Here is a 21,013-nt window from a genome sequence, read left to right as displayed (position 1 = left end):
CTAAAGAGATGCAAGAAATGCCCTAAAATCAGGCACAAGTTGCATTTTCATTTTCACACTATTCATCGCTGCTCGGCGGCTTCATCAGCGAAAACAATTCGTCGACCGTCGATTGCGCGACTTGGCGGACTCGATCGGTGTTGTCCATGCCGGCGATGTTGACGCCCTTCACGACAGCTTTGATCTCGTCGCGAAAGTCGGTGAGGAATCGCAAGGGGTCGGGCGAATCGTTCGCGACACGCGCAATCAGTCCCGTGATCAGAATTTGGCACGCCATTATGCGTCCGTTCAGCTCGTCCATCCTGCACCCCCGGTTTCCGCAAGCCTTGGTGGGCGCGATATGGACGACTTCGATCCAGGTTTCAACCGGCCGGATGATGCGGACGAAATCGCGGGCGGCATCGGGGTTGCCGGCGATCCTCGCATGAGGCGGCGGCTTGAACCTTTCCAATTGTTTAGGATTCCTCAAGCGCTCGTGCGTGTACGTCCCGAGGGCGCGCAGACTATATCTGTGTGTGCTGGGAACCGTTCCGGGCACTATTGCCTGTTTTTCCTAACGCGTAGGTCGGCATGTCGAGGTCACGCACCGTCAGTTGGGTCTTGCTGGTCGCAGCGATCGCCGCGCTCGGGCTTTTTGGCTGGCAGCGATTCCACGGCGAGAATCATCAGGCGCAGGCTGAAGCTCAGAAGCGCGCTCCTGCCCGCGCCGCCGTCCCCGTGCGGATTACCGCGGTCGAAACGGCCGATTTTCCGGTCTATCTGACCGGCCTCGGCACTGTGCAAGGCTTCAACACCGTCGTGGTCCGCACCCGCGTCGACGGTCAGATCAACCGGATCGCGTTTCAGGAAGGGCAGTTCGTCAAGGAAGGCGATACGCTGGTCGAGATCGATCCGCGGCCGTTCCAGGCAGCCCTCGATCAGGCCAAGGCGAAGAAGGCGCAGGACCAAGCCAATCTCGCCAATGCCAACCTCGACCTGCAGCGCTCCACCCGGCTTGGTGAGTTCGCGACCCGCCAGCAAACGGATACCCAGCGAGCTTTGGTCGCACAACTGACGGCGCAAGTGGCCGGCGACGATGCAGCAATCGCCAACACGCAGACGCAACTCGATTACGCTACCGTCAAGGCGCCGTTCTCCGGCATTGCCGGCCTGCGCCAGGTCGACGTCGGCAACATCGTCAATGCCGCGACCCAGACCGGCATCGTCAGCATCGCCCAGATCGAGCCGATCGCGGTGATCTTTACCGCGCCGGAAGACCAGTTGCCTTCTATCAAGGCCGCGCTCGCCGCTGGCTCTCCCAAAACGATCGCGCTCTCCACCGACGGCAAGCGGGTGCTTTCGACCGGCACGCTTTCGCTGATCAACAACCAGGTCGACACGTCGAGCGGCACCGTCAGGCTCAAGGCCGTGTTCGACAACGCGGATCACGCGCTGTGGCCGGGCCAGTCGGTTTCGACCCGGCTGCTCATTGCGACGCTGAAGGATGCCACCGTCATTCCCGACGATGCCGTTCAGCATGGCCCCAATGGTCTGTATGCCTACGTGGTCAACAAGGAGAACAAGGCCGAACTCCGCAAGATCAGGGTGGCGCGCGCAATCGACGGTCGCTCCGTGGTCGATGAGGGCCTTTCGCCCGGCGAGCAGGTGATTACGGCGGGCCAGTTCAAGGTCCAGCCGGGTACGCTGGTGACGACGGCGGTCGCCAGCTCGGATCAGGCTCAGGCCAAGGTGAGCAGCGAATGAGCGCGGGAATCTCCGCCCCCTTCATTCGCTATCCGATCGGCACGTCCCTGATGATGGCCGGGATCATGTTCGTCGGCCTCGTTGCCTATCCGATGCTGCCGGTCGCGCCCCTCCCGCAGGTCGATTTTCCGACCATTCAGGTCTCGGCCTCCTTGCCCGGCGGCAGCCCGGAAACCATGGCCTCGTCGGTGGCGCAGCCGCTGGAGCGTCAGTTCGCGCAGATTCCCGGCGTCGCGCAGATGACCTCGACCAGCTACCTTGGCACCGCGGCGATCACGATCCAGTTCGATCTGAACCGCCCGATCGACGCCGCCGCCAACGACGTACAGGCCGCGATCAACGCCGCCAGCGGCCAGTTGCCGAAGAACCTCCCTTCGCCGCCGACCTATCGCAAGGTCAACCCGGCCGATTCGCCGATCGTGCTTTTGTCGGCGACCTCGGACACGCTGCCGCTGACGACCGTGAGCGACGCCGTCGACGCCCAGCTCGCACAGCAGATCAGCCAGATCTCGGGCGTTGCCCAGGTCATCATCGGCGGTCAGCAGAAACCGGCGATCCGCATCCAGATCGACCCGGCGAAACTCGTCGCCAAGGGGTTGTCGCTCGAAGATGTGCGCAGCCAGATCGCGATCACGACCGTCGACAGCCCGAAGGGCAATATCGACGGCGAGCGCCGCTCCTACACCATTTACGCCAACGACCAGTTGCCGGATTCCAAGGACTGGAACGACGTCATCATTGCCTACCGCAACGGCGGCCCGTTGCGGATCCGCGATATCGGCCAGGCCGTCACCGGCCCGGAAGACGCCAAGCAGGCGGCCTGGGCCAACGGCAAGCGCGGCGTGTTCCTGGTGATCTTCAAGCAGCCCGGCGCCAACGTCATCGAGACCGTCGACAAGATCAAGGCGACGCTGCCGCGGCTGGTCGGAGCCATTCCACCGGCGATCAAGATCGAGGTCATCAGCGACCGCACCCAGACCATCCGCGCCGCGGTGGAAGACGTGCAATTCACCCTGCTGCTGACCATTGCGCTGGTCGTTATGGTGATCTTCATCTTCCTGCGCAGTTTCTGGGCGACCGTGATCCCGGCGGTGACCGTGCCGCTGGCGCTGCTCGGCGCCTGCGCGCTGATGTGGGTGTTCGGCTACACGCTCGACAATCTCTCGCTGATGGCGCTCACCATCGCCGTCGGCTTCGTGGTCGACGACGCGATCGTGATGCTCGAGAACATCACCCGCTATATCGAGGAGGGCGAGAGGCCGATGGCCGCCGCGTTCAAGGGCGCCAGCGAAATCGGCTTCACCATCATGTCGATCAGTATCTCGCTGGTCGCGGTGCTGATCCCGCTATTGCTGATGGGCGGCATCATCGGGCGGCTGTTCCGCGAATTCGCCGTGACGCTGGCGATGACCATCTTCGTCTCGATGGTCGTATCGCTGACGCTGACGCCGATGATGGCCTCGCGCTTCCTGCGCGCGCGTGGCGAGACCAGGCATGGCCGTTTCTACCAATGGAGCGAGCGCGGTTTCGATGCGATGCTGCGCTTCTACGAACGCGGCCTCGACCTCGCGCTGCGCTGGAAGTTCACCACCTTGATGATCTTCTTCGCTACGCTGGGGCTGTCGGTCTACCTCTTCGTCGTTATCCCGAAGGGCTTCTTTCCGCAGCAGGATAACGGCCTGATCACGGCCACCTCGGAGGCCAGCCAGGACATTTCCTTTGCCGACATGAAGCGGCACCAGGAAGAACTCGGCAAGATCGTGCAGGCCGACCCGGATGTGGCCTCGGTCGCGATGGTGATCGGCGGCAGCGGACGCGCCGGCAACAACGGCAATCTGTTCATCACGCTGAAGCCGCGCGACGAACGCAAGGCGACCGCGCAACAGATTATCGCCCGCCTCCGTCCCCAGTTGGAGAAGGTCGAAGGCGCCCGCCTCTATATGCAAGCGGCACAGGATGTGCGGCTCGGCGGGCGGCCGACGCGAACCCAATTCGAATTCACGCTGCAGGACGCCGACCTCGGCGAGTTGAACGAATGGGCGCCGAAGATTTTGGCGAAGATGCAGACGCTGCCGGAGCTTCGCGACGTCGCCACCGACCAGCAGACCAACGGCACCACGCTGGAGCTCAAGATCAACCGCGACACCGCCGCGCGCTATGGCATCCAGCCGCAATTGATCGACGATACGCTCTATGACGCGTTCGGCCAGCGCCAGGTGACGCAGTATTTTACCCAGCTCAACACCTACAAGGTGGTGCTCGAGGTGCTGCCGGAGCTGCAGGGCAGCCTCGACACGCTGAACAAGATCTATGTGAAATCGCCTGCCACTGGCGAGCAGGTCCCGCTGTCGACCTTTGCCACCTGGACCAGCGTGCCGGTACGGCCGCTGTCGATCAGCCACCAGGGCCAGTTTCCGGCGATCACGATCAGCTTCAACCTCGCGCAGGGCGTGGCGTTGGGACAGGCAACCGACGCGGTACAGAAGGCGATGGTCGAACTCGGCGCGCCGGCAACCCTCAATTCGAGTTTCCAGGGCACCGCGCAGGCATTTCAGCAGTCGCTCGGCACCGTGCCGCTGTTGATCTTTGCAGCCCTCGTCGTGGTATACCTGATCCTCGGCATCCTCTACGAAAGCTACATCCACCCGATCACGATCCTGTCCACGCTGCCGTCGGCCGGGGTCGGCGCGCTCGCCATCCTGATGGTGTTCGGGTTCGATTTCAGCCTGATCGCATTGATCGGCATCGTGCTTCTGATCGGCATCGTCAAGAAGAACGGCATCATGATGATCGATTTCGCGATCACGGCCGAGCGCGACGAGCAACTCGAGCCCGAGGCCGCGATCCGCAAGGCGGCGCTGTTGCGCTTCCGCCCGATCATGATGACGACGATGGCGGCGCTGCTCGGCGGCGTGCCGCTGATGCTCGGCACCGGCACCGGATCGGAAATCCGCCAGCCGCTCGGTTATGCCATGGTCGGCGGCCTAGTCGTCAGCCAGGCGCTGACACTGTTCACGACGCCGGTGGTCTATCTCTATCTCGACCGGCTTTCGAACGCGGTTGCGCGGTGGGGCCGTTCGTCCAATCCTAACCGTGATGCGCATCTGGACACTGACGACCCGGTCAAGCAGGCGGCCGAATGATTTGCGCGGGACCGACACTACCGAAGTGTAGTTTTCTTCAGAGACGGTCAGTGAAAATTTCAAATAAACGAACCAAAGTGGTCACTTGCGATTTAAAGACCAATTGGTCTATATATTAGCAATGAGCCACCAAACCCCAGTGCAGTTGCCCCGTGGCCGCCCCCGAAGTTTCGACGTGGAAGCCGCTGTCGAACGCGCGATGGGTGTGTTTTGGTCGCGCGGCTATCACGCCACGGCGCTTCCGGACCTTCTTCGTGCGACGAAGCTCTCGCGTGGCAGCCTTTACGCCGCTTTCGGTGACAAGCACTCGCTCTTCTTGCGTGCGCTTGATCGCTACATTGCCGATGCCCTGATACGGATGGATATCGAACTCGATCCCCGCAGAGCGCCGGTCGACGGCCTGCGGGCCTACCTTGCCGGCTACGTTGACCGCACGAGCGGTGCTAATGGTCGGCGCGGATGCCTGCTGGTGGCCACAGCCATGGAACTTGCTGGCCAAGATGCTGAAGTTGGTCGTCGCATCGCGAGCTTTTTCAAAGCCATGGAAGCCAGGGTGGCCCATGCGCTTTCCCGTGCGAAGACGGCGGGCAAGTTGGCCGATGACGTTGAGCCTTCAAGTGCCGCCCGAATTCTCGTCTGTTTCGTTGAGGGGCTGCGAGTGGTCGGCAAAACGGCGCCGCCACGGATCACATCGCAAGCCACCGTTGACGCTCTTCTCGACCGCTTCATTAGGTAAAACGACCCACGGACACCTCCGCCATTGGCGCGCTGATATATAGACTGATCGGTCTTGAAAGGAAGGATGCCATGTCTGCCATCCAGGTCGTCTGCGCGGTGGCCGTTCCCTTGCTCTGGGGTTATCAGTTCGTGGCCATCAAAGTGGGCGTAACGGAGTTTCCGCCTCTCTTCTTCCTCGCACTGCGCTTCCTGGCCATCGCGCTGCTGCTTGTTCCGTTCGTCAAAAGGCCCGCGCGTCAACAGGTCGGCCCTGTCGCAGCTATTTCGATTTTCCTTGGTGGACTGAACTTCGGGCTCTTCTATATCGGCCTTGGGCTCGGCTCGGGGAGCATGTCGGCCGTCGCATATCAACTCGCTACGCCCTTCACCGTCCTGTTAGCCTGGCCGCTGCTCGCGGAGAGACCGTCTCTCACCACGTCCGCCGGAGTGCTGCTTGCATTCGTTGGCGTGGTCGTGTTGGCGGCCGAGCCTGGCCTGTCGGCAAACACGCTTCCGCTGCTGCTTGTGATCGGAGCAGCCTTCGCTTTCGCGGTGTCCAACATCTTGACGAAACGCTACGGCCCTTTTGATCCTTTGATGTTGATGGGGTGGTCGTCGCTACTCACGGTGCCGCAGGTCGTGTTGATGTCGTTACTCATTGAACATGGACAACTGGCAAGTCTCGTCACGGCGGATGAACGTGGCTGGCTGGCACTCGCCTACACAATTTTCATCGGAGGAATTATTGGATTCGGACTTTGGTTCTGGCTGATTGCCCGATGCTCCATGGGCCGCGTCGCACCATTCGGCCTGCTGCTTCCGGTGTTCGCCTTGATTTCGAGCGTGTTGTTCCTTGGCGACCGCATGACCCCAAAGTTGATTGTCGGTGGGCTGCTCGCGATCTCCGGCGTCGCCATTACACAAGTGAGATCGACCGCTCGACCAATTTGAACCTGGAAGTCGCGTCGTGGCGACCCCCAAGTTTGGCATGCCGAGGGTGGCGATTGAAGTCCGCTATCGGCGGTTGAGCGAACATCTAGCATCGGAGTGCCGCCGGCCAAATCATGAACCGGCTTGGCCGCACGGGCCACTACTCGCTCAGAGTCCGATAATGAAAAAAGGAGTAGCTTTTGCAAACCAGCACCAAATCGGATGAGCAAAGCAGAAACCCTTCAGAAAACAACTAGATGAAGGGCTGTTCGCGGGTGATAACAAAGGCTAGACCGAAACAATCGGTACGGCTATATGACCGTCACTGATTTTCCGAAGCGATTTGCTAAAGCTCTCGGAAAAAAGCGATTTAATATCAATCGCTTATGGGGAATGGTGTAACGGTAGCACAACAGACTCTGACTCTGTTTGTCTAGGTTCGAATCCTAGTTCCCCAGCCAGCCTTCCGGGGGCCGTCCCCTTAACGCCCCGCGTCACGCACCGGCCACAACCGGCAGCTCCGCAATCATGCGAATGCCGGGCCGTTTCCGCCAATGAATCTGTGACGGCTCGACCGCTAGCCTTAATCCGGGCCAGCGCGTGAACAGCGGCTGCAGCGCGCAGATCCCTTCGATCCGCGCGAGCTGGTGGCCGAGGCAGAAATGAATTCCGGTGCCGAACGCGAGATGCCGGTTCGGCCGACGCTCGAGATCGAGGCGTTCGGGACACTCGTTCGCGTCGGGGTCCAGATTGGCGGCGACGATCATCGCCATCACCCTGTCGCCCTTCCTTAACTTCACGCCTTCGAGATCGACGTCCCGGCGTACGTAGCGCGGCTTTGAGAATTGCACCGGCGAGACGAAGCGCAGGAATTCTTCGACCGCGAGCCCGGCGCGGCTCCAGTCCGCCGTTAGCCAATCGCGCCGAGCCGGATCCTTCAGCAGTTCGAACACCGATCCGCTGATCAGGTGCGTGGTGGTCTCGGAGCCGGCGCCGAGCAGCAGAAACACCATAGAGACCATTTCGTCCGGCGTGATGCGCCCGCCCTCTTGCTCGACGCGCACGAGTTCCGCGATTAATCCTTCGCCGCCCCTCTCGCGGGCGAGCTGCAGGCGTTCCTGGAGATAGCGCCGCATCTTGATGAGGCCACCGATCAACCGCAGAAAGCCGAATGCATTGGTGAGATGCGCCATCGAATTGGCCCAGGCGATGAATTTCGGCCGGTCGGCCGTCGGCAGGCCGAGCAACTCGCAGATTACCGCAAGCGGCAGCATCCGCGCGTAACGCTGCACCAGATCGGCCGGGCTGCCGTCCCTGAACAATTCATCGGCGAGGCGATCGGCGATGGCGCGGATATGCGGCTCCATATCGAGCACGGCGCGGCGGCGGAACGCTTCATCGACGATGTTGCGCAGCCGCGTATGGTCCGGCTCATCCATCGTCAGCATGTTGTTGGCAACCGTTCCGATCAATTTCGGCATCCACCAGGGCACCCCGCCCAGCACCCCGCCCTCCTTGCGCAGCGTGAAGAGCGCGCTGTCCTTCAGCACCCGCGCGGCCGCCTCGTAGGTCGTGGTGACCCAGACGCGGCCGATGATCGGAAACCTCGTAAAGACGACGGGACCGGCAGCGCGCAAGGTCGCGACGCCTGCTTCCGGGTTGCGAAAAAACGCCTCGCTGGTGAAATCCACATGCTGCACCATCGACCACCTCGCAACGCCGTTCACGGCCGTCGCATCAAGATGGTGCGCGGCGCCAGCGGTGCAAGATGGATCCGGCCGGTCGCAGTTCCGTCCCGGGCTTCCATGAAATGACAGCCGCCGCCATCTTCCTCACACCGGCGGCGTGCCGTGGGTGTGAAACGACTCGATCGTTTTCAGTCCCCAGGCCTGGCCCTTCTTGCGCTCTTCCTCGGTCCACACGATAGGCTTCCAGTCGGGCGCAAGGATCAGGCGGGCGCCGGCGTTGGCGACCTCGATACGGTTGCCGCCGGGCTCGTAGACATAGAGGAAGAAGGTCTGCTGGATCGCGTGCTTGTGCGGGCCGGTCTCGATATGGATTCCGTTTTCGAGAAAGATATCGGCGGCGCGCAGAATCTCCTCGCGGCTGTCGAGCGCGTAGGTGACATGATGGAAGCGTCCCGCCTTGCCGTAATGATCGCGGGTGTAGGCGAAATCGTAGCTCTTGTTCGACATCGTCATCCACATCGCGGCTTCCGTGCCGTCGTTGAGCACGATCTGCTCGGTGGTGCGCAGGCCCAGATAGTTCTCGAAGAACAGCCGGTTCGCCTTGATGTCGACGGCGAGGCAATTGAGGTGATCGAGCCGGCGGACATTGACGCCGCGCGCCGGAAACCGCTGCGCCTGGTTCTTCAGCGCCGGCTTGAGCTCGGGCGGCGGCTGATACCATTCGGTCTCGTAATAGAGTTCAACGATATGGCCATCAGGGTCGCGGCAGCGGAACGCCGGCCCCTGCCCCATATCCCCGTCGACCCAGCCGATATCGAAGCCTGATCCCTTCAGTGCGGTGACACGGCGCTCCAGCGCCTGCGGGCTGCGGGCGCGCAACGCCATATGTTCCATGCCTGATGTTTTCGAGCCCGTCAGCTTGAGCGAATAGCGCTCGTAGTCGTCCCAGCCACGCAAATAGACCGACTCGCCCTTCTGTCCGCTGACCGTCATGCCCATGACGTCGACGAAAAATTTCAGGCTCTCGTCGGGCCTCGGCGTCAGCAGTTCCATGTGGCCGAGATGGGCGAGATCGAAAATCGGCTCTGATGTCATTGGCGGTCTCTCTCGTAGATGGGGCAAAGCGCAACGCGCCCACCAGTTCAAACCACATGGCGGGCACGGCGCAATGCACCTTTGCCCACCCTACAATTACAGCGCTCGCGTCACGTCGTCGAACAGCTCATCGACGGTAAATGCGCGCGGAATGAGCTTTTGTTGCGCGGAGTAATCGATGATCAGCTCCAGCGAGCGCTGCATCTCGTCTCGGTCAAAATGCGGCGCCGCCGGCGAGGCAGTGGCGGCCGAGGCGAGCAGTCGATGAACCTCCCGCACCACGTCCGGATGCTGGTCGGACAGGGTCCGGCTCACCACCACCATATGATTGATCGGCACCACCTTGTGCTTTTCGAACCAGGTTTTTTCCTCCGCGGCGACGTCGGCGAATAGCGGTTTCAAATCCGGATGGTCCGATTTCTCGCCCAGCACCGCATCGAGCTCGTCGTCGATCAGCATCTGCACGATCTGCTTGCCGGCGCCTGCCCGCTTGGTCGTATCAACGAATTCGGCGACATGGGCATCCTCGAACGTCACCCAGTCGATCGAATCGAGATCGACGCCATAGTCATTGGCGAGGATACCGCGTAGCCATGCGCCGGTCGTGGTCGTGAAGGAACGAATGCCGACGCGCTTGCCGTTGAGGTCACGCGGCGCGAGCTTGCCCGCCTTCGCATTGTACAGCGCATGCCCGTGCTGGAACCGCGCCAGCACGACATCCGGCAGCAGCACCATCGGCTTGCCGAACGACTTCGCCATCAGATAGGTGACGATCGCCATCTCCGAGACGTCGAACGCCCCTTCGCGGACCATTGGCTTGAAACCCTTGTTGGTCGGCGAATACTGCGCAAAGTCGAACTGAACCAGATTGGATCTGATCGACCCATTCTTCAGCGCCGATGTGCCGGGATGGTCGCCGAGCAAGGTGCGCAGGCGCATCGCCACCTCAGTCTTCCTCCAGTCTATCGACATAGACGAGGCCGGCTTTCGCCAGCGGCTCGCGCATCTTGTACATGTCGAGCCCCAGCACGCCTGAAGCCAGTTGCCTGCGCTTGCCGTCTTCGTCGGCAACGCGTTTCTCGCCCCTCGCCACCACATCAGCGGCGTCCTTGCGCCCGATCACCACGACGCCGTCATCGTCGGCAACGACCGCATCGCCGGGCACCACATTGATCCCGGCGCAGACCACGGGCACGTTGACCGCACCCAGCGTCGCCTTGACGGTTCCCTTGGCCGAGATCGCCTTCGACCACACTGGAAAGCCCATTTCGCGAAGCGATTTGGCGTCGCGAACGCCGGCGTCGATGACGAGCCCCCTGACGCCGCGCGCCATCAGGGAGGTCGCGAGCAGATCGCCGAACATGCCGTCAGTGTTGTCGGTGGTGCAGCCGACCACGAGGACGTCGCCAGGCTGGCACTGTTCCACCGCGACATGGATCATCCAGTTGTCGCCGGGCTGCGCCAGCACGGTCACGGCGGTGCCCGACGTCTCGGCGCCGCTCCAGACCGGACGCAGATAGGGCTTCATCAGCCCGAAGCGGCCATAGGCCTCGTGCGCGGTCGCGACGCCGAGCGCGCCCAGCCGCTTCACCAGTTCAGCATCGGTTCGCTTGATGTTACGGACGACGACCGTCTTCATGCCAATTCCTCCATCGCCATCGGGAACAATCGCTGATAGGCCTCGCCATAGGTCATCGGCTTGCCGGTATTGCGGCCGCCCTGCACGCCCCGCTGCAGCGCGACCCGCTCATAATAGGCCCACAGATGTTTTTGGGCGGCGAGAATTTCGAACGTCTTGCGCTTGATCTCCCAAACCTCGTCGATGTTGAGGATCACCTGCGGCTTGAAATTACACATCTCCGGCTGGTGTGGCTCGAACAGGAACACCGGCGGCGCCGAGTAGGTATATTTGGCGCCGGGCTTGTGGCCCATCGCCTGCGCGACCACGCGGGTTTCCTGGGCAAAGTGGGCGGCGTTCGGATGATCGAAATTATAGGGGTCCTCCAGCGCGTGGGTGAGCACGAAGGACGGGTTAAGCTCGCGGTAGATATCGACCATGCGGTCGAAATGCTTATCCGTCAGCCGCAGCGGATAATCGCCGGCGTCGAAGAATTCGATTTCCGCGCCCAGCATCTCCGCCGCGCGCTGCGCCTCGTCGCGCCGGCCCGCCTTGACCTTCTCCATCGTCGCGCCGGCCTCCTTCCAGGCGAACTGGCTCTCGCCACGCTCGCCGAACGACAGACAGGCGATCTTGACGCGATAACCTTTCTTCACATGCAGTGCGATCGCGCCGCCCGCGCGCCAGACGAAATCGCCGGGATGCGCCGTGACCACCAGGCCCGTTTTGCCAGCATTGCTCATGATCGGGATTTCCTCCTTCGCTTGTTGCACGTGGCCGGCCGCACCGGCCGCGCGACTACTGTTTGGCAATTCGTGCCCGCTCGATCACTTGGGCCCATTTGTCGATATCGGCCTTGAGCCGATCGAGGATTTCTTCGGGCGAGCTGGCCTTGGCCTCAATGCCGAGATCAAGCGCGCGCTTCTTTAACTCCGGCATCTCGAGCACCTCACGCAGTGCAGCGTTGAGCGTCTTGATCACCTCCGGCGGCGTGCCCTTGGGCGCAAAGATCGCGTTCCAGGACCGCGCCTCGAAGTCACCGCCTCCCGCTTCCTTCACCGTCGGCACGTCAGGCAGGAATGTGGTGCGGATCGTACCCGAAGACGACACCGCAATGGCCGCCTTGTCGGCAACGTGCGACTGCACCGCGCTGTAGTTCTCGATCGCCATCTGGATATCGCCGCGCAACAGCGCGATCAGCACATCGGGTGAACTGCGGAACGGCACGATGGTGACATCGACACCGGCGGTCGATTTGAACAATTGCGCCGCAAGATTCTGCGTCGACCCGACATTGATGGTGCCGACATTGAGCGTGCCGGGTTTTGCCTTGGCCGCCTTGATGAATTCAGCCAGCGTCGGATATGGCGAGCCGGCTTGCGTCACGAAGATGAAGTCGAAATAGCCCATGCTCGACACCGGAACGAAGTCAGTCACCGGATTGAAGCCAAGGCTCTTGAACAACGATACCGAGATGGCGGTGCCGTTGCTCAGCAGCGCCAGCGTGTAGCCGTCCGCTTGTGCCGACAGCACGGCGCGCGCGGCGTTGATGCCGCCGGCACCCGCCATGTTCTCGATGACGAAGCGCTGGGCGAGCTTTTCGCCGAGTTTTTCCGTAACAAGCCGCGCCGTGACGTCGGCGACGCCGCCGGCACCAAACGGCAGGATGAGCCGCACCGGCCGGTTCGGATAATTCTGTGCGTCGGCAGCTTGCGGCAGCAACAATGCCGCCGCCAGCGCAGCCACCCCGGCGAACGACACGCCGCGCCGGCTCAGGGAATATCGCTCGCGCTTGTTCGCCATCGCCCGCGCTCCATCAAAACTCGAACAGCCGCGCCGGATTGTCGACCAGGATCTTCTGCTGCAACTCGGGCTCCGGTGCAAACAAGGGAATGAGGTCGACCAGATCGCCGTCGTTGGGCATCACCTTGACGTTCGGGTGCGGCCAGTCGGTCCCCCAGATCACGCGGTCCGGCGCCGTCTCGATGATACCCCGCGCAAACGGCACCGCGTCGTGGAATGGCGGACCGCCGGATGACACCCGCTCGCAGCCGCACACCTTGACCCAGCATTTCTCGTCCCGCGTCATCAGGTCAATCAGCGTCTTGAACGGAAGCTGGTCGAGGCCGTCAGAGGCCTTGATGCGCCCCATGTGATCGATGGTGTAGCGCACCGGCAGTCTTGCCAGCATCTCGGCATATTCAGGCAGGTCGATCGCGTCGAAATGCAGATCGATGTGCCAGCCAAGCGGCGCGACCATCGCGACAATGCGGTGGAAGGCCGCCATGTCGGGCACCCCGCCGAGATGCCGCACGAAGTTGAAGCGGCAGCCGCGAAAGCCTCCCTCATGCAGTTCGCGAAGGCCGCGCTCGGTGATGGTATCGTCGATATTGGCGACGGCGCGAAAGGTACCGTTGCTGACGGCGATGGCGTCGAGTGCGACCCGGTTGTCGGTGCCGTGCACGCTGGCATTGACGATGACGGCGCGGCCGATCCCGATCTTCCTGTGCAGCGCCCGGAAATCTTCGAGCGGCGCATCGGGCGGTGTATAGGGCCGTCCCGGCGCATACGGATATTTGTCACCGGGGCCGAAAATGTGGGTATGCGCGTCGCACGCCAGCGCCGGGAGCTTGAATTTCGGCGTTCGCGTATCGGGATCGGGTCCGGGGATCGTCGGCTTGTGCATGGTGCCTTCTGCAGTGTTTTGGTCGCGCTTCACGGCAACTCGATAGTCATGAAGCCGGATTTTCTTTCCGCTTGCCAGCGGCGCCTTTTGCCGGCGGCTGGGCTGGTTTCGTCCGAAGGGATGCAGTGTCGATGTGATCGACGTCGGACGCCTGCAACGAGGCCACCGTTGCGGTGACCAGTTGCTCGATCGCTTCCGCCATGTCGGCGCCGTCGGCCTCGCCGCGAGAGAGCCTCGTGACCCGCTCCGGGCTGACGAGGGTATAATAGAGTGCGCCGAGCAGGAATTGCGACCGCCACACGATCGTCGTCCGCGGCAGATGCGGCAGGCTTTCCTCGATGGCCTCGATGAAGGCGTTGGTGGTGTCGTCAAAGATCTCGGCGATGATGCGGCCCACCACGGCGTTGCCTTCGGCCGACATCACGGCACGCAGCCGCGTGAACCGAGCGCCGCCGCCGGCGAGATCGCTGCTGGATGAAAACGCCGGCTGCACATAGGCCCGCACGATCGCTTCCAGCCGGTCGCGAACGTCGCGCACGCGCCGTGCCGCCACCAGCAACTCGATGCGGCGCTTGTTCATCGGCCCGCAATGGCGCTTGTAGATTTCAAGCAGCAGCCCGTCCTTGCTTTTGAAATGATAGGTGATGCTGCCCGGGTTGGCGCCGGCTTCCAGCGCGATGTCGCGGATCGACACGGCATTGAAGCCGCGCGTCGAGAACAACAGCTCGGCCGCGCTCAGGATGGCTTCCCGCATGTTGGGATTTCGCGTCATGGCAATTTGCTTTCTGCTCTCGAGTTTTGTACGTTTGTACAAATGATAAGGTCTAGTCAACAAAAATCCTATTCCAGAGGAAGGCGCCCCGCATGTCCGTTTTCAGCAAGATCCTGCGCACCGTATTCTCAGCCGCCACGCTTTCGCTGGCGGCCACGCACGCCTATGCGGAGCCGTTCCCGACCAGGCCCGTGCGCATCCTGGTGCCCTACGCCGCCGGCGGCGCCGTCGACGTACTGGCGCGCACGCTCGGGCAATCGCTGTCGAAAACCTGGGGGCAGCAGCCGGTCATCGAAAATCGGCCGGGTGCCGGCGGCATCATCGCGTCGCAGGCGCTCACGCAATCGGCGCCGGATGGCTACACGCTGATCCTGGTCGCAAGCGGCCATCCGCTGAACCAGTTCTTCTATCCAAAACTGCCCTACGACACCTTCAAGGACTTTACCGCCATCAGCGAGATCGCCTATTCGCCGCTCGCGATCGTGGTGTCCAAAAACAGTCCGGTGAAGAATTTGCAGGAGTTGCTGGCGACTGCGCGCGAAAAGCCGGAGTCATTATCGTACGGCATGTCCGGCAACGGCACCTCGGCCCATCTCGCCGGCGAGCTTCTGAACTACATGGCCAAGGTCAAGATCCAGTCGATCCCCTACAAGGGCGGCGCCCCTGCGCTCACCGCCGTCATCGCCGGCGAGATTCCCATGAGCGTCAATCCGCTGCCCGAGGTGGTCGGCCAGCTCGAAGGCAATGCGGTCCGCGCCTTAGCGGTGACGACGGCGCAGCGCTCGAAGGCATTGCCAGATGTTCCAACCGTCGCGGAGGCCGGCATCCCCGGCTATGACGCCTCGGTCTGGTGGGGTTTTCTCGGCCCCGCCGGCATGGCGCCTGAGCTGGTCGCCAAGATCCACGCCGACCTTGCCGCCGCCTTGAAAGATCCGGTGGTCCTGACTGCGCTGGAAAAAATGGGCGCCACGTCGGTCGGCAATGCGCCTGGGGATTTCGACGCCTTCATGCGCGCCGAGGCCGCTAAGTGGGAGCCGGTACTGAAAGAAGCGAATATCAAGGTGCAGTGAGCGATTACGCGGACTTCGCCAGTCGGATCACCGCGCATTCGCCGGCGCGTGCACGTGCCATAGATCGGCGCGCCAGTGCAGCGCGACCGCCAGCATCAAGGCGAGGCCGGCCGCCGCGTAGAGCGTGCCGGTCGCCGCAAATCCGATCTCGTCGATCAGGCTGCCGGCGGCCAACAGGCCGATCGGCAGGCCATAGATCACCATCATGCGCACGCCCATCACCCGGCCGCGGAAATTCTCGCTCGCGGTCCGCATCAGGATGACGGCAATCGAGATCATGGCGAGGCTTTGCGAGAAACCCGCCACCACCAGGCACAGGATTGCCGTCGGCACCGTCTGCATCTGCACGAAGATCAGTAGCGTCGCGTACCAGACGACGGTGGCGCCGATCATCAGCCGCGCCACCCTGATATCGCGGATCAGGCTCAGCACGATCGAGCCGGCCAGCGAACCGATCGCGAAACTCGCCGACAGATATCCAAGCCCGGTCTGGTTGGTGCCGTAGATTGCCTTGGCGATGTACGGCAGCAAGCCGTTGGAGAGCGGATACGCCGTCAAATTGGCCAGGAACGCCACCCAGAGCGCGGCCTGCATCCGCGGCGTGGTCCAGCAATAGGCAACACCCTCCTTGAGGTCGCGCAGCGGCGAATGCTGCAACGCCTCGCTGACAGCCTCGCCCGCCGCACTCGGCTTTACCGGCGCCACGATGCGCAGCGTCAGCGCGCTAGCGGTAATATAAAGGCAGACGATCGCCACATAGGCCGGGCCCATGCCGAGTGCGGCAAACAAGCCGGCGCCGCTCAGCGCGCCGGCGATGCGCGCGGTATCCATCGTCGTGCGCGATATGCTGATCGCCCCGACCAACTGGCCATGCGGCATGATGGTCGCGACCAATGCGCCGCGCACGCCGAGGTCCGATGGCCGGACGATCCCCATCACGGCGGCGACCATAAAGACATAGACCGGTGCAAGTTGGCCCGACAGCACCAGCGTCATCAGCACGGTAGCCAGCACCGCATAGGTGGCGCGCATCATGCCTAAGAGATCGCGGTGACCGATCCGGTCGCCGACGACGCCGAACATCGGCGCGACCAACGTACCGACATAGCCGAGCGAGGCGAACAGAGTGAGCAACAGCACCGAACCGGTCTCGACCAGCACGTACCAGCCGAGAATCAGCGTCTCCATCTCGAACGCCCACGAGGTGAGCAGATCGGCGGGCCATTGAAAGCGGTAGTTCCTGATCTGGAATGGTGCGAGCGCGGAATGTCGCGCCGGGTCGCTCAAGATGCGTTGTCGCGATTCATCGCGGTCCACCCTGCCCTGTTCTTATTTTTGCCTCACCGTCGATAGCAAGCCGCGCCCGGCGTTTCAAGCCGCCGACATCGCCTTGCCGCGGTGCGAGTGCAACAGCCGCCTCACCTCGGCGGCCGGTATCGCGGGGCTGAACAAATAGCCCTGCATCTCGGTGCAGCCGAGAATGTACAGCAGGTTCATCTGCTGCTCGGTTTCGACGCCCTCCGCCGTCGTCGTCATGTCGCTGGCCGCCGCGATGTTCACCACCGCCTGGACGATGGTCGAGGACGCGCCCGGACCGGCGATATCCCGAATGAAGGAGCGATCGATCTTGATCTTGTCGAATGGAAAACGCTGCAGGTAGCTGAGCGATGAATAGCCGGTGCCGAAATCGTCCAGCGCGATCCGGACGCCGAGCTTGCGCAACTGGTGCAGCATGTCGAGCGCCGCCTCGTCGTCGCGAATGAGCACGGCCTCGGTGATCTCGAGCTCCAGCCGGCTTGCCGGAAGGCCGCACGCCGCGAGCACCGCCGCCACGTTCAATGCCAGCGACGGGCTCCTGAACTGCACCGGCGAGACGTTGACCGCGACGCGGACATGGTCCGGCCAGGTGGCCGCCTCCGCGCAGGCGGTATTGAGCACCCACAGGCCGAGCTGATTGATCAGGCCGCTGTCTTCCGCAACCGGAATGAATTCCGCCGGCGAGATCATGCCGCGTTCGGCATGCCGCCACCGCAACAGCGCCTCGCAGGATGAGATCTTGCCGTCCTCGATGTTGACCACCGGCTGATAGTAGGTCTCGAGGCCGCCGTTGTTGATCGCCTGACGCAGCTCGAACTCCAGGCTGCGCCGCGCTTTGGCGCGCTGATCCATGCCGGCCTCGAAGAAGCGGTAGGTGCGCCGTCCGTCGGCCTTGGCGCCGTAGAGCGCGAGGTCCGCATTCCTCAACAACTGGTCGAGGTCCACCCCGTCACCGGGCGCAAGCGCTATTCCGATGCTGGCATCGGTGGTGATCAGATGCCCCATGCACGCCAGGGGCTGCCTGATCGCCGAATGGATTTCATCAACGAGCCGAGTAGTTTCCGACCGGTCCTTGATAGCGGTTTGAATGACGGCGAACTCATCGCCGCCGAGCCGGGCCGCAACATCGGTTTCCTTGAGGCAACCGCGCAGCCGCTCGGCGACGCCCTTGAGCAACTCGTCGCCAATCGGATGGCCGAGCGCGTCGTTGATGCTTTTGAACTCGTCGACGTCGATGTAGAGCACCGCCAGTTGCTCGCCCGGCCGTATCGCCCTGAGCGCGCGTTCCAGCCGCTCGCTGAACTGGATCCGGTTCGGCAGGTCGGTCAAGCCGTCGTAGTGCGCCAGATGCTCGATCTTCTCGTCCGCGCGGCGGCGCTCGGTGATGTCCTCGATGGTCGCGACCCATCCGCCGCCCTTCAGCGGCCGGTTGATGATTTCGATCGCCCGGCCACCCGGCGCTTCCGTCAACTGGCGCGTTGCCTCGCCGAGCGACACCGTCTGGATGATCGCGTTGCAGAATTCATCGACGTCGCCATCGAACGATCCGGTTTCCTTCCGGTGAGCGATCAGCCGCTGCATGGTGCAGCCGGGCTTGGCCACATCGGGCGACAGTCCGAACATGTCGAGATAGGGTTGGTTGCAAATGATGATCCGCGCCGATGCATCATAGAGAACAAGACCTTGCGGGATGTTGTTCACGGCAATCGAGAGCTGGCGCCGCTCCGCCGCCAGCCGCCGGTCGGTCAATCGATCACGTCGCAGCAGCAGTCCGGCGGCAACGGCAAGCACGGCGACAATCGCAAGCAACACGCGTTCGCGAAGACTCCATGCCGATGTCGCCAAGTCGGCCGCAACGATCGCCGCGAGCAGCCCCCCGCACACCGCAAGCAGTTTGACCGTTCCGCCCCCTTGCGCAGAACCGACCGAACCGCCCGATATTTGATGACCACCCTCGTTGCTCACCCGACGTGCCTTTAGAATGCGACAACGGTCCGGTACGAATGTAAGACTGCTGATCGCGCGTCCCGTGGTAGTATTACGCAACACTGATGGAAGGCGCGTTACAACTTGCGGTTAGCAATCGGTTACCTTGCACACGCATTGGCGCCAATCCGCGATCCGGAATCGGAGGTTACCGAGCCGGGGCCCCAGGGCGGCTCCTCTCGTCCGAAGTGGTAAACGAATGATTAATTCGAAGCCGGCACAGCGCGCGGCCGGGAATGCAAGAAAGCCCTTATTTTTCAGCGCAACTGAGGCTCGACGGTGCTGACGGGACTCTTTCGCAAAAACGAATCCTGACCGAGATGCCGCAGATTTAGCCGATGCGAAACCGCCCCTGTTTAACCGTTTCGCTATTTGCGGCCGACCATAATGCAGGTCAGACCCCAATTCATGAGATCCAGGTTCAACACCGTGACATCCTTCGGACGTGTGATTTCCGTGCGCGGCTCCCTCGCCCGGGTCGGACTTCTGGCCGCGGGCCCGATGCCCGTCACCGAAGTGCGCGCCACCGTCGGCCGCTTCATCAGCATCCGTTGCGCCGGTTCCACCATCATCGCGATGATCACCGAAGTGTCGTGCGAGGATCTGCCGAACCTGGACAGCTATATCGCGAGCGCGTCGGTCGATCTGCTCGGCGAAATTTCCGGCGGCGAGCGCCCTAAATTCCAGCGTGGCGTCACCAACTATCCGACCATCGGCGACGCCGTCGACCTCGTCACCGCCCAGGACCTTCGCACGGTCTACGCGCCGAGCGGCTCGGACCAGATCAATGTCGGCACCCTGCAGCAGGACCGGTCGGTGATCGCCTATGTCGACGTTGAGGAAATGCTCTCCAAGCATTTCGCCGTCCTCGGCTCCACCGGCGTCGGCAAATCGACCAGCGTGTCGCTGCTGCTCAACGAGATTCTCAAAGCGCGGCCGAACCTGCGGATTTTCCTGCTCGACGTCCACAACGAGTATGGCCGCTGCTTCGGCGACCGCGCGCTGGTGCTCAACCCGCGCAACCTGAAACTGCCGTTCTGGCTGTTCAATTTCGAAGAAATCGTCGACGTACTGTTCGGCGGCCGCCCGGGCGTGCCCGAAGAGCTCGACATCCTCGCCGAAGTCATTCCGATGGCGAAGGGCATCTACACCCAGTATCAGAACTCCGACCGGCTCGGGCTCAAGCGCATCGACCCGAAGTCCGGCGTCTATACCGTCGATACGCCGGTGCCGTACCGGCTGGTCGATCTGATCTCGTTGATCGACGAACGGATGGGCAAGCTGGAGAACCGCTCCTCGCGCATCATTTATCACAAGCTGATTTCGCGCATCGAAACCGTGCGCAACGATCCGCGCTACACCTTCATGTTCGACAACGCCAATGTCGGCGGCGACACTATGGCGGAAGTCATCAGCCATCTGTTCCGCCTGCCTGCCAACGGCCGGCCGATGACCATCATGCAGCTCGCCGGCTTCCCCGCCGAAGTCGTTGATTCCGTGGTGTCGGTGTTGTGCCGCATGGCGTTCGATTTCGGCCTGTGGAGCGACGGCGTATCGCCGCTGTTGTTCGTCTGCGAGGAAGCGCACCGTTATGCCTCGGCCGATCGCAACATCGGCTTCGGCCCGACCCGCAAGGCGGTCTCGCGCATCGCCAAGGAAGGCCGCAAATACGGCGTCTATCTCGGCCTCGTCACCCAGCGTCCGGCCGAACTCGACGCCACCATCATCTCCCAGTGCAACACGCTGTTTGCGATGCGCCTTGCCAACGACCGCGACCAGGCGCTGTTGCGCTCGGCGGTCTCTGACGCCGCTGCAAACCTGCTGTCGTTCGTGCCCTCGCTCGGCACCCGCGAGGTGCTGGCCTTCGGCGAAGGCGTGGCGCTGCCGACCCGCCTGCGCTTCAAGGAAGTTCCGGTCCATCAGTTGCCGCGCAGCGAAGCCACCATTGCGACCGTGCCCTCGGTTACCGCCGGCCACGACATGCATTTCGTCTCCGCCGTGCTGGACCGCTGGCGCGGCGCCACCTCGCATCGCGACGTGCCGAACGATCCCTCGATCAGCGACCGGCCTGCCGCCCGCATCATGACGCCGGTGGAAGCGCCGATGCTGCAGCCCTCGATGGGACTGGATCCCGACCGGTTCTCGCTCCTGAAAAAGCCGCTGCGCTAGCAGCCGCGAGGCTCGCGTGATTTCTTCGCGCGGGCCGGTATCCACCTCAGCCCAAAACGCTATATGGTTCCGGCCAACG

16 protein-coding genes, 1 tRNA gene and 1 pseudogene are annotated in these 21,013 nt (G+C 62.7%); 7 read left to right on the top strand and 11 right to left on the bottom strand.

Going from position 1 to position 21,013, the window contains the following annotated elements; genetic code table 11:
• Nucleotides 1–58: 58 nt before the first annotated feature.
• Nucleotides 59–301 (bottom strand): hypothetical protein, encoded by a 243-nt coding sequence (locus tag V1288_RS25325; protein ID WP_334361400.1) that lies wholly within the window; start codon nt 299–301, stop codon nt 59–61.
• Nucleotides 302–570: 269 nt separating this feature from the next.
• Here V1288_RS25325 and V1288_RS25320 point away from each other — a divergent pair, with 269 nt between their 5' ends.
• From V1288_RS25320 to V1288_RS25300, 5 genes are all read left to right on the top strand, one after another.
• A complete protein-coding gene (locus tag V1288_RS25320) occupies nt 571–1,743 on the top strand; it encodes an efflux RND transporter periplasmic adaptor subunit (protein WP_334359627.1) in 1,173 nt (390 codons plus the stop codon).
• On the top strand, nt 1,740–4,886 hold the full coding sequence (locus V1288_RS25315; RefSeq protein ID WP_334359626.1) for a multidrug efflux RND transporter permease subunit: 3,147 nt from the start codon (nt 1,740–1,742) through the stop codon (nt 4,884–4,886). The genes V1288_RS25320 and V1288_RS25315 overlap by 4 nt, the downstream gene beginning before the upstream one ends.
• A gap of 121 nt (nt 4,887–5,007) precedes the next feature.
• The gene (locus tag V1288_RS25310; protein ID WP_334359625.1) at nt 5,008–5,622 is read left to right on the top strand and encodes a TetR/AcrR family transcriptional regulator; all 615 of its coding nucleotides are present in this window, start codon (nt 5,008–5,010) and stop codon (nt 5,620–5,622) included.
• Between the two features lie 71 nt (nt 5,623–5,693).
• Nucleotides 5,694–6,554, top strand: a complete 861-nt coding sequence (locus tag V1288_RS25305; protein ID WP_334359624.1) for a DMT family transporter — start codon at nt 5,694–5,696, stop codon at nt 6,552–6,554.
• Between the two features lie 366 nt (nt 6,555–6,920).
• Nucleotides 6,921–6,994, top strand: a tRNA-Gln gene (locus V1288_RS25300).
• A gap of 33 nt (nt 6,995–7,027) precedes the next feature.
• Here V1288_RS25300 and V1288_RS25295 read toward each other — a convergent pair.
• The 8 genes from V1288_RS25295 to V1288_RS25260 all read right to left on the bottom strand — a co-directional run bounded on the left by V1288_RS25295 (nt 7,028) and on the right by V1288_RS25260 (nt 14,392).
• Nucleotides 7,028–8,236, bottom strand: a complete 1,209-nt coding sequence (locus V1288_RS25295) for a cytochrome P450 (protein ID WP_334359623.1) — start codon at nt 8,234–8,236, stop codon at nt 7,028–7,030.
• A gap of 129 nt (nt 8,237–8,365) precedes the next feature.
• Nucleotides 8,366–9,316: a catechol 2,3-dioxygenase gene (locus V1288_RS25290; RefSeq protein ID WP_334359622.1), complete on the bottom strand. Its 951-nt coding sequence runs from the start codon at nt 9,314–9,316 to the stop codon at nt 8,366–8,368.
• Between the two features lie 96 nt (nt 9,317–9,412).
• Entirely contained in the window at nt 9,413–10,255 is an 843-nt protein-coding gene (locus V1288_RS25285) for a hypothetical protein (protein WP_334361399.1), read from the bottom strand.
• Nucleotides 10,256–10,262: 7 nt separating this feature from the next.
• Nucleotides 10,263–10,955, bottom strand: coding sequence for a 4-carboxy-4-hydroxy-2-oxoadipate aldolase/oxaloacetate decarboxylase (locus V1288_RS25280; protein WP_334359621.1), 693 nt, complete (start codon nt 10,953–10,955; stop codon nt 10,263–10,265).
• Complete coding sequence (locus tag V1288_RS25275) at nt 10,952–11,677, bottom strand: PIG-L deacetylase family protein (RefSeq protein ID WP_161853967.1); 726 nt, start codon at nt 11,675–11,677, stop codon at nt 10,952–10,954. The genes V1288_RS25280 and V1288_RS25275 overlap by 4 nt, the downstream gene beginning before the upstream one ends.
• 55 nt (nt 11,678–11,732) lie before the next feature.
• Nucleotides 11,733–12,737, bottom strand: a complete 1,005-nt coding sequence (locus tag V1288_RS25270) for a Bug family tripartite tricarboxylate transporter substrate binding protein (RefSeq protein WP_334359620.1) — start codon at nt 12,735–12,737, stop codon at nt 11,733–11,735.
• A 13-nt stretch (nt 12,738–12,750) separates the two neighbouring features.
• Nucleotides 12,751–13,620 carry an amidohydrolase family protein gene (locus tag V1288_RS25265; RefSeq protein WP_334361398.1) on the bottom strand — a complete coding sequence of 290 codons (870 nt, stop codon included), beginning with the start codon at nt 13,618–13,620 and terminating at the stop codon, nt 12,751–12,753.
• A 46-nt stretch (nt 13,621–13,666) separates the two neighbouring features.
• On the bottom strand, nt 13,667–14,392 hold the full coding sequence (locus tag V1288_RS25260; RefSeq protein ID WP_334359619.1) for a TetR/AcrR family transcriptional regulator: 726 nt from the start codon (nt 14,390–14,392) through the stop codon (nt 13,667–13,669).
• Nucleotides 14,393–14,484: 92 nt separating this feature from the next.
• On the opposite strand from V1288_RS25260, the gene V1288_RS25255 reads away from it, so the two are divergent.
• Nucleotides 14,485–15,462, top strand: a complete 978-nt coding sequence (locus V1288_RS25255; RefSeq protein WP_334359618.1) for a tripartite tricarboxylate transporter substrate binding protein — start codon at nt 14,485–14,487, stop codon at nt 15,460–15,462.
• Nucleotides 15,463–15,489: 27 nt separating this feature from the next.
• Here V1288_RS25255 and V1288_RS25250 read toward each other — a convergent pair whose 3' ends face one another.
• Nucleotides 15,490–16,749 carry an MFS transporter gene (locus V1288_RS25250; RefSeq protein ID WP_334359617.1) on the bottom strand — a complete coding sequence of 420 codons (1,260 nt, stop codon included), beginning with the start codon at nt 16,747–16,749 and terminating at the stop codon, nt 15,490–15,492.
• An 84-nt stretch (nt 16,750–16,833) separates the two neighbouring features.
• Nucleotides 16,834–18,585 (bottom strand): annotated as a pseudogene (locus V1288_RS25245) (EAL domain-containing protein); the annotation flags it as partial.
• Nucleotides 18,586–19,173: 588 nt separating this feature from the next.
• Here V1288_RS25245 and V1288_RS25240 point away from each other — a divergent pair.
• On the top strand, nt 19,174–20,934 hold the full coding sequence (locus tag V1288_RS25240; RefSeq protein ID WP_334359616.1) for an ATP-binding protein: 1,761 nt from the start codon (nt 19,174–19,176) through the stop codon (nt 20,932–20,934).
• Nucleotides 20,935–21,013: the final 79 nt, after the last annotated feature.

Origin of the sequence: Bradyrhizobium sp. AZCC 2176 (assembly GCF_036924645.1) — a bacterium.
Lineage (GTDB): Bacteria > Pseudomonadota > Alphaproteobacteria > Rhizobiales > Xanthobacteraceae > Bradyrhizobium.
This window is presented reverse-complemented; position numbering and strand designations above follow the sequence as displayed.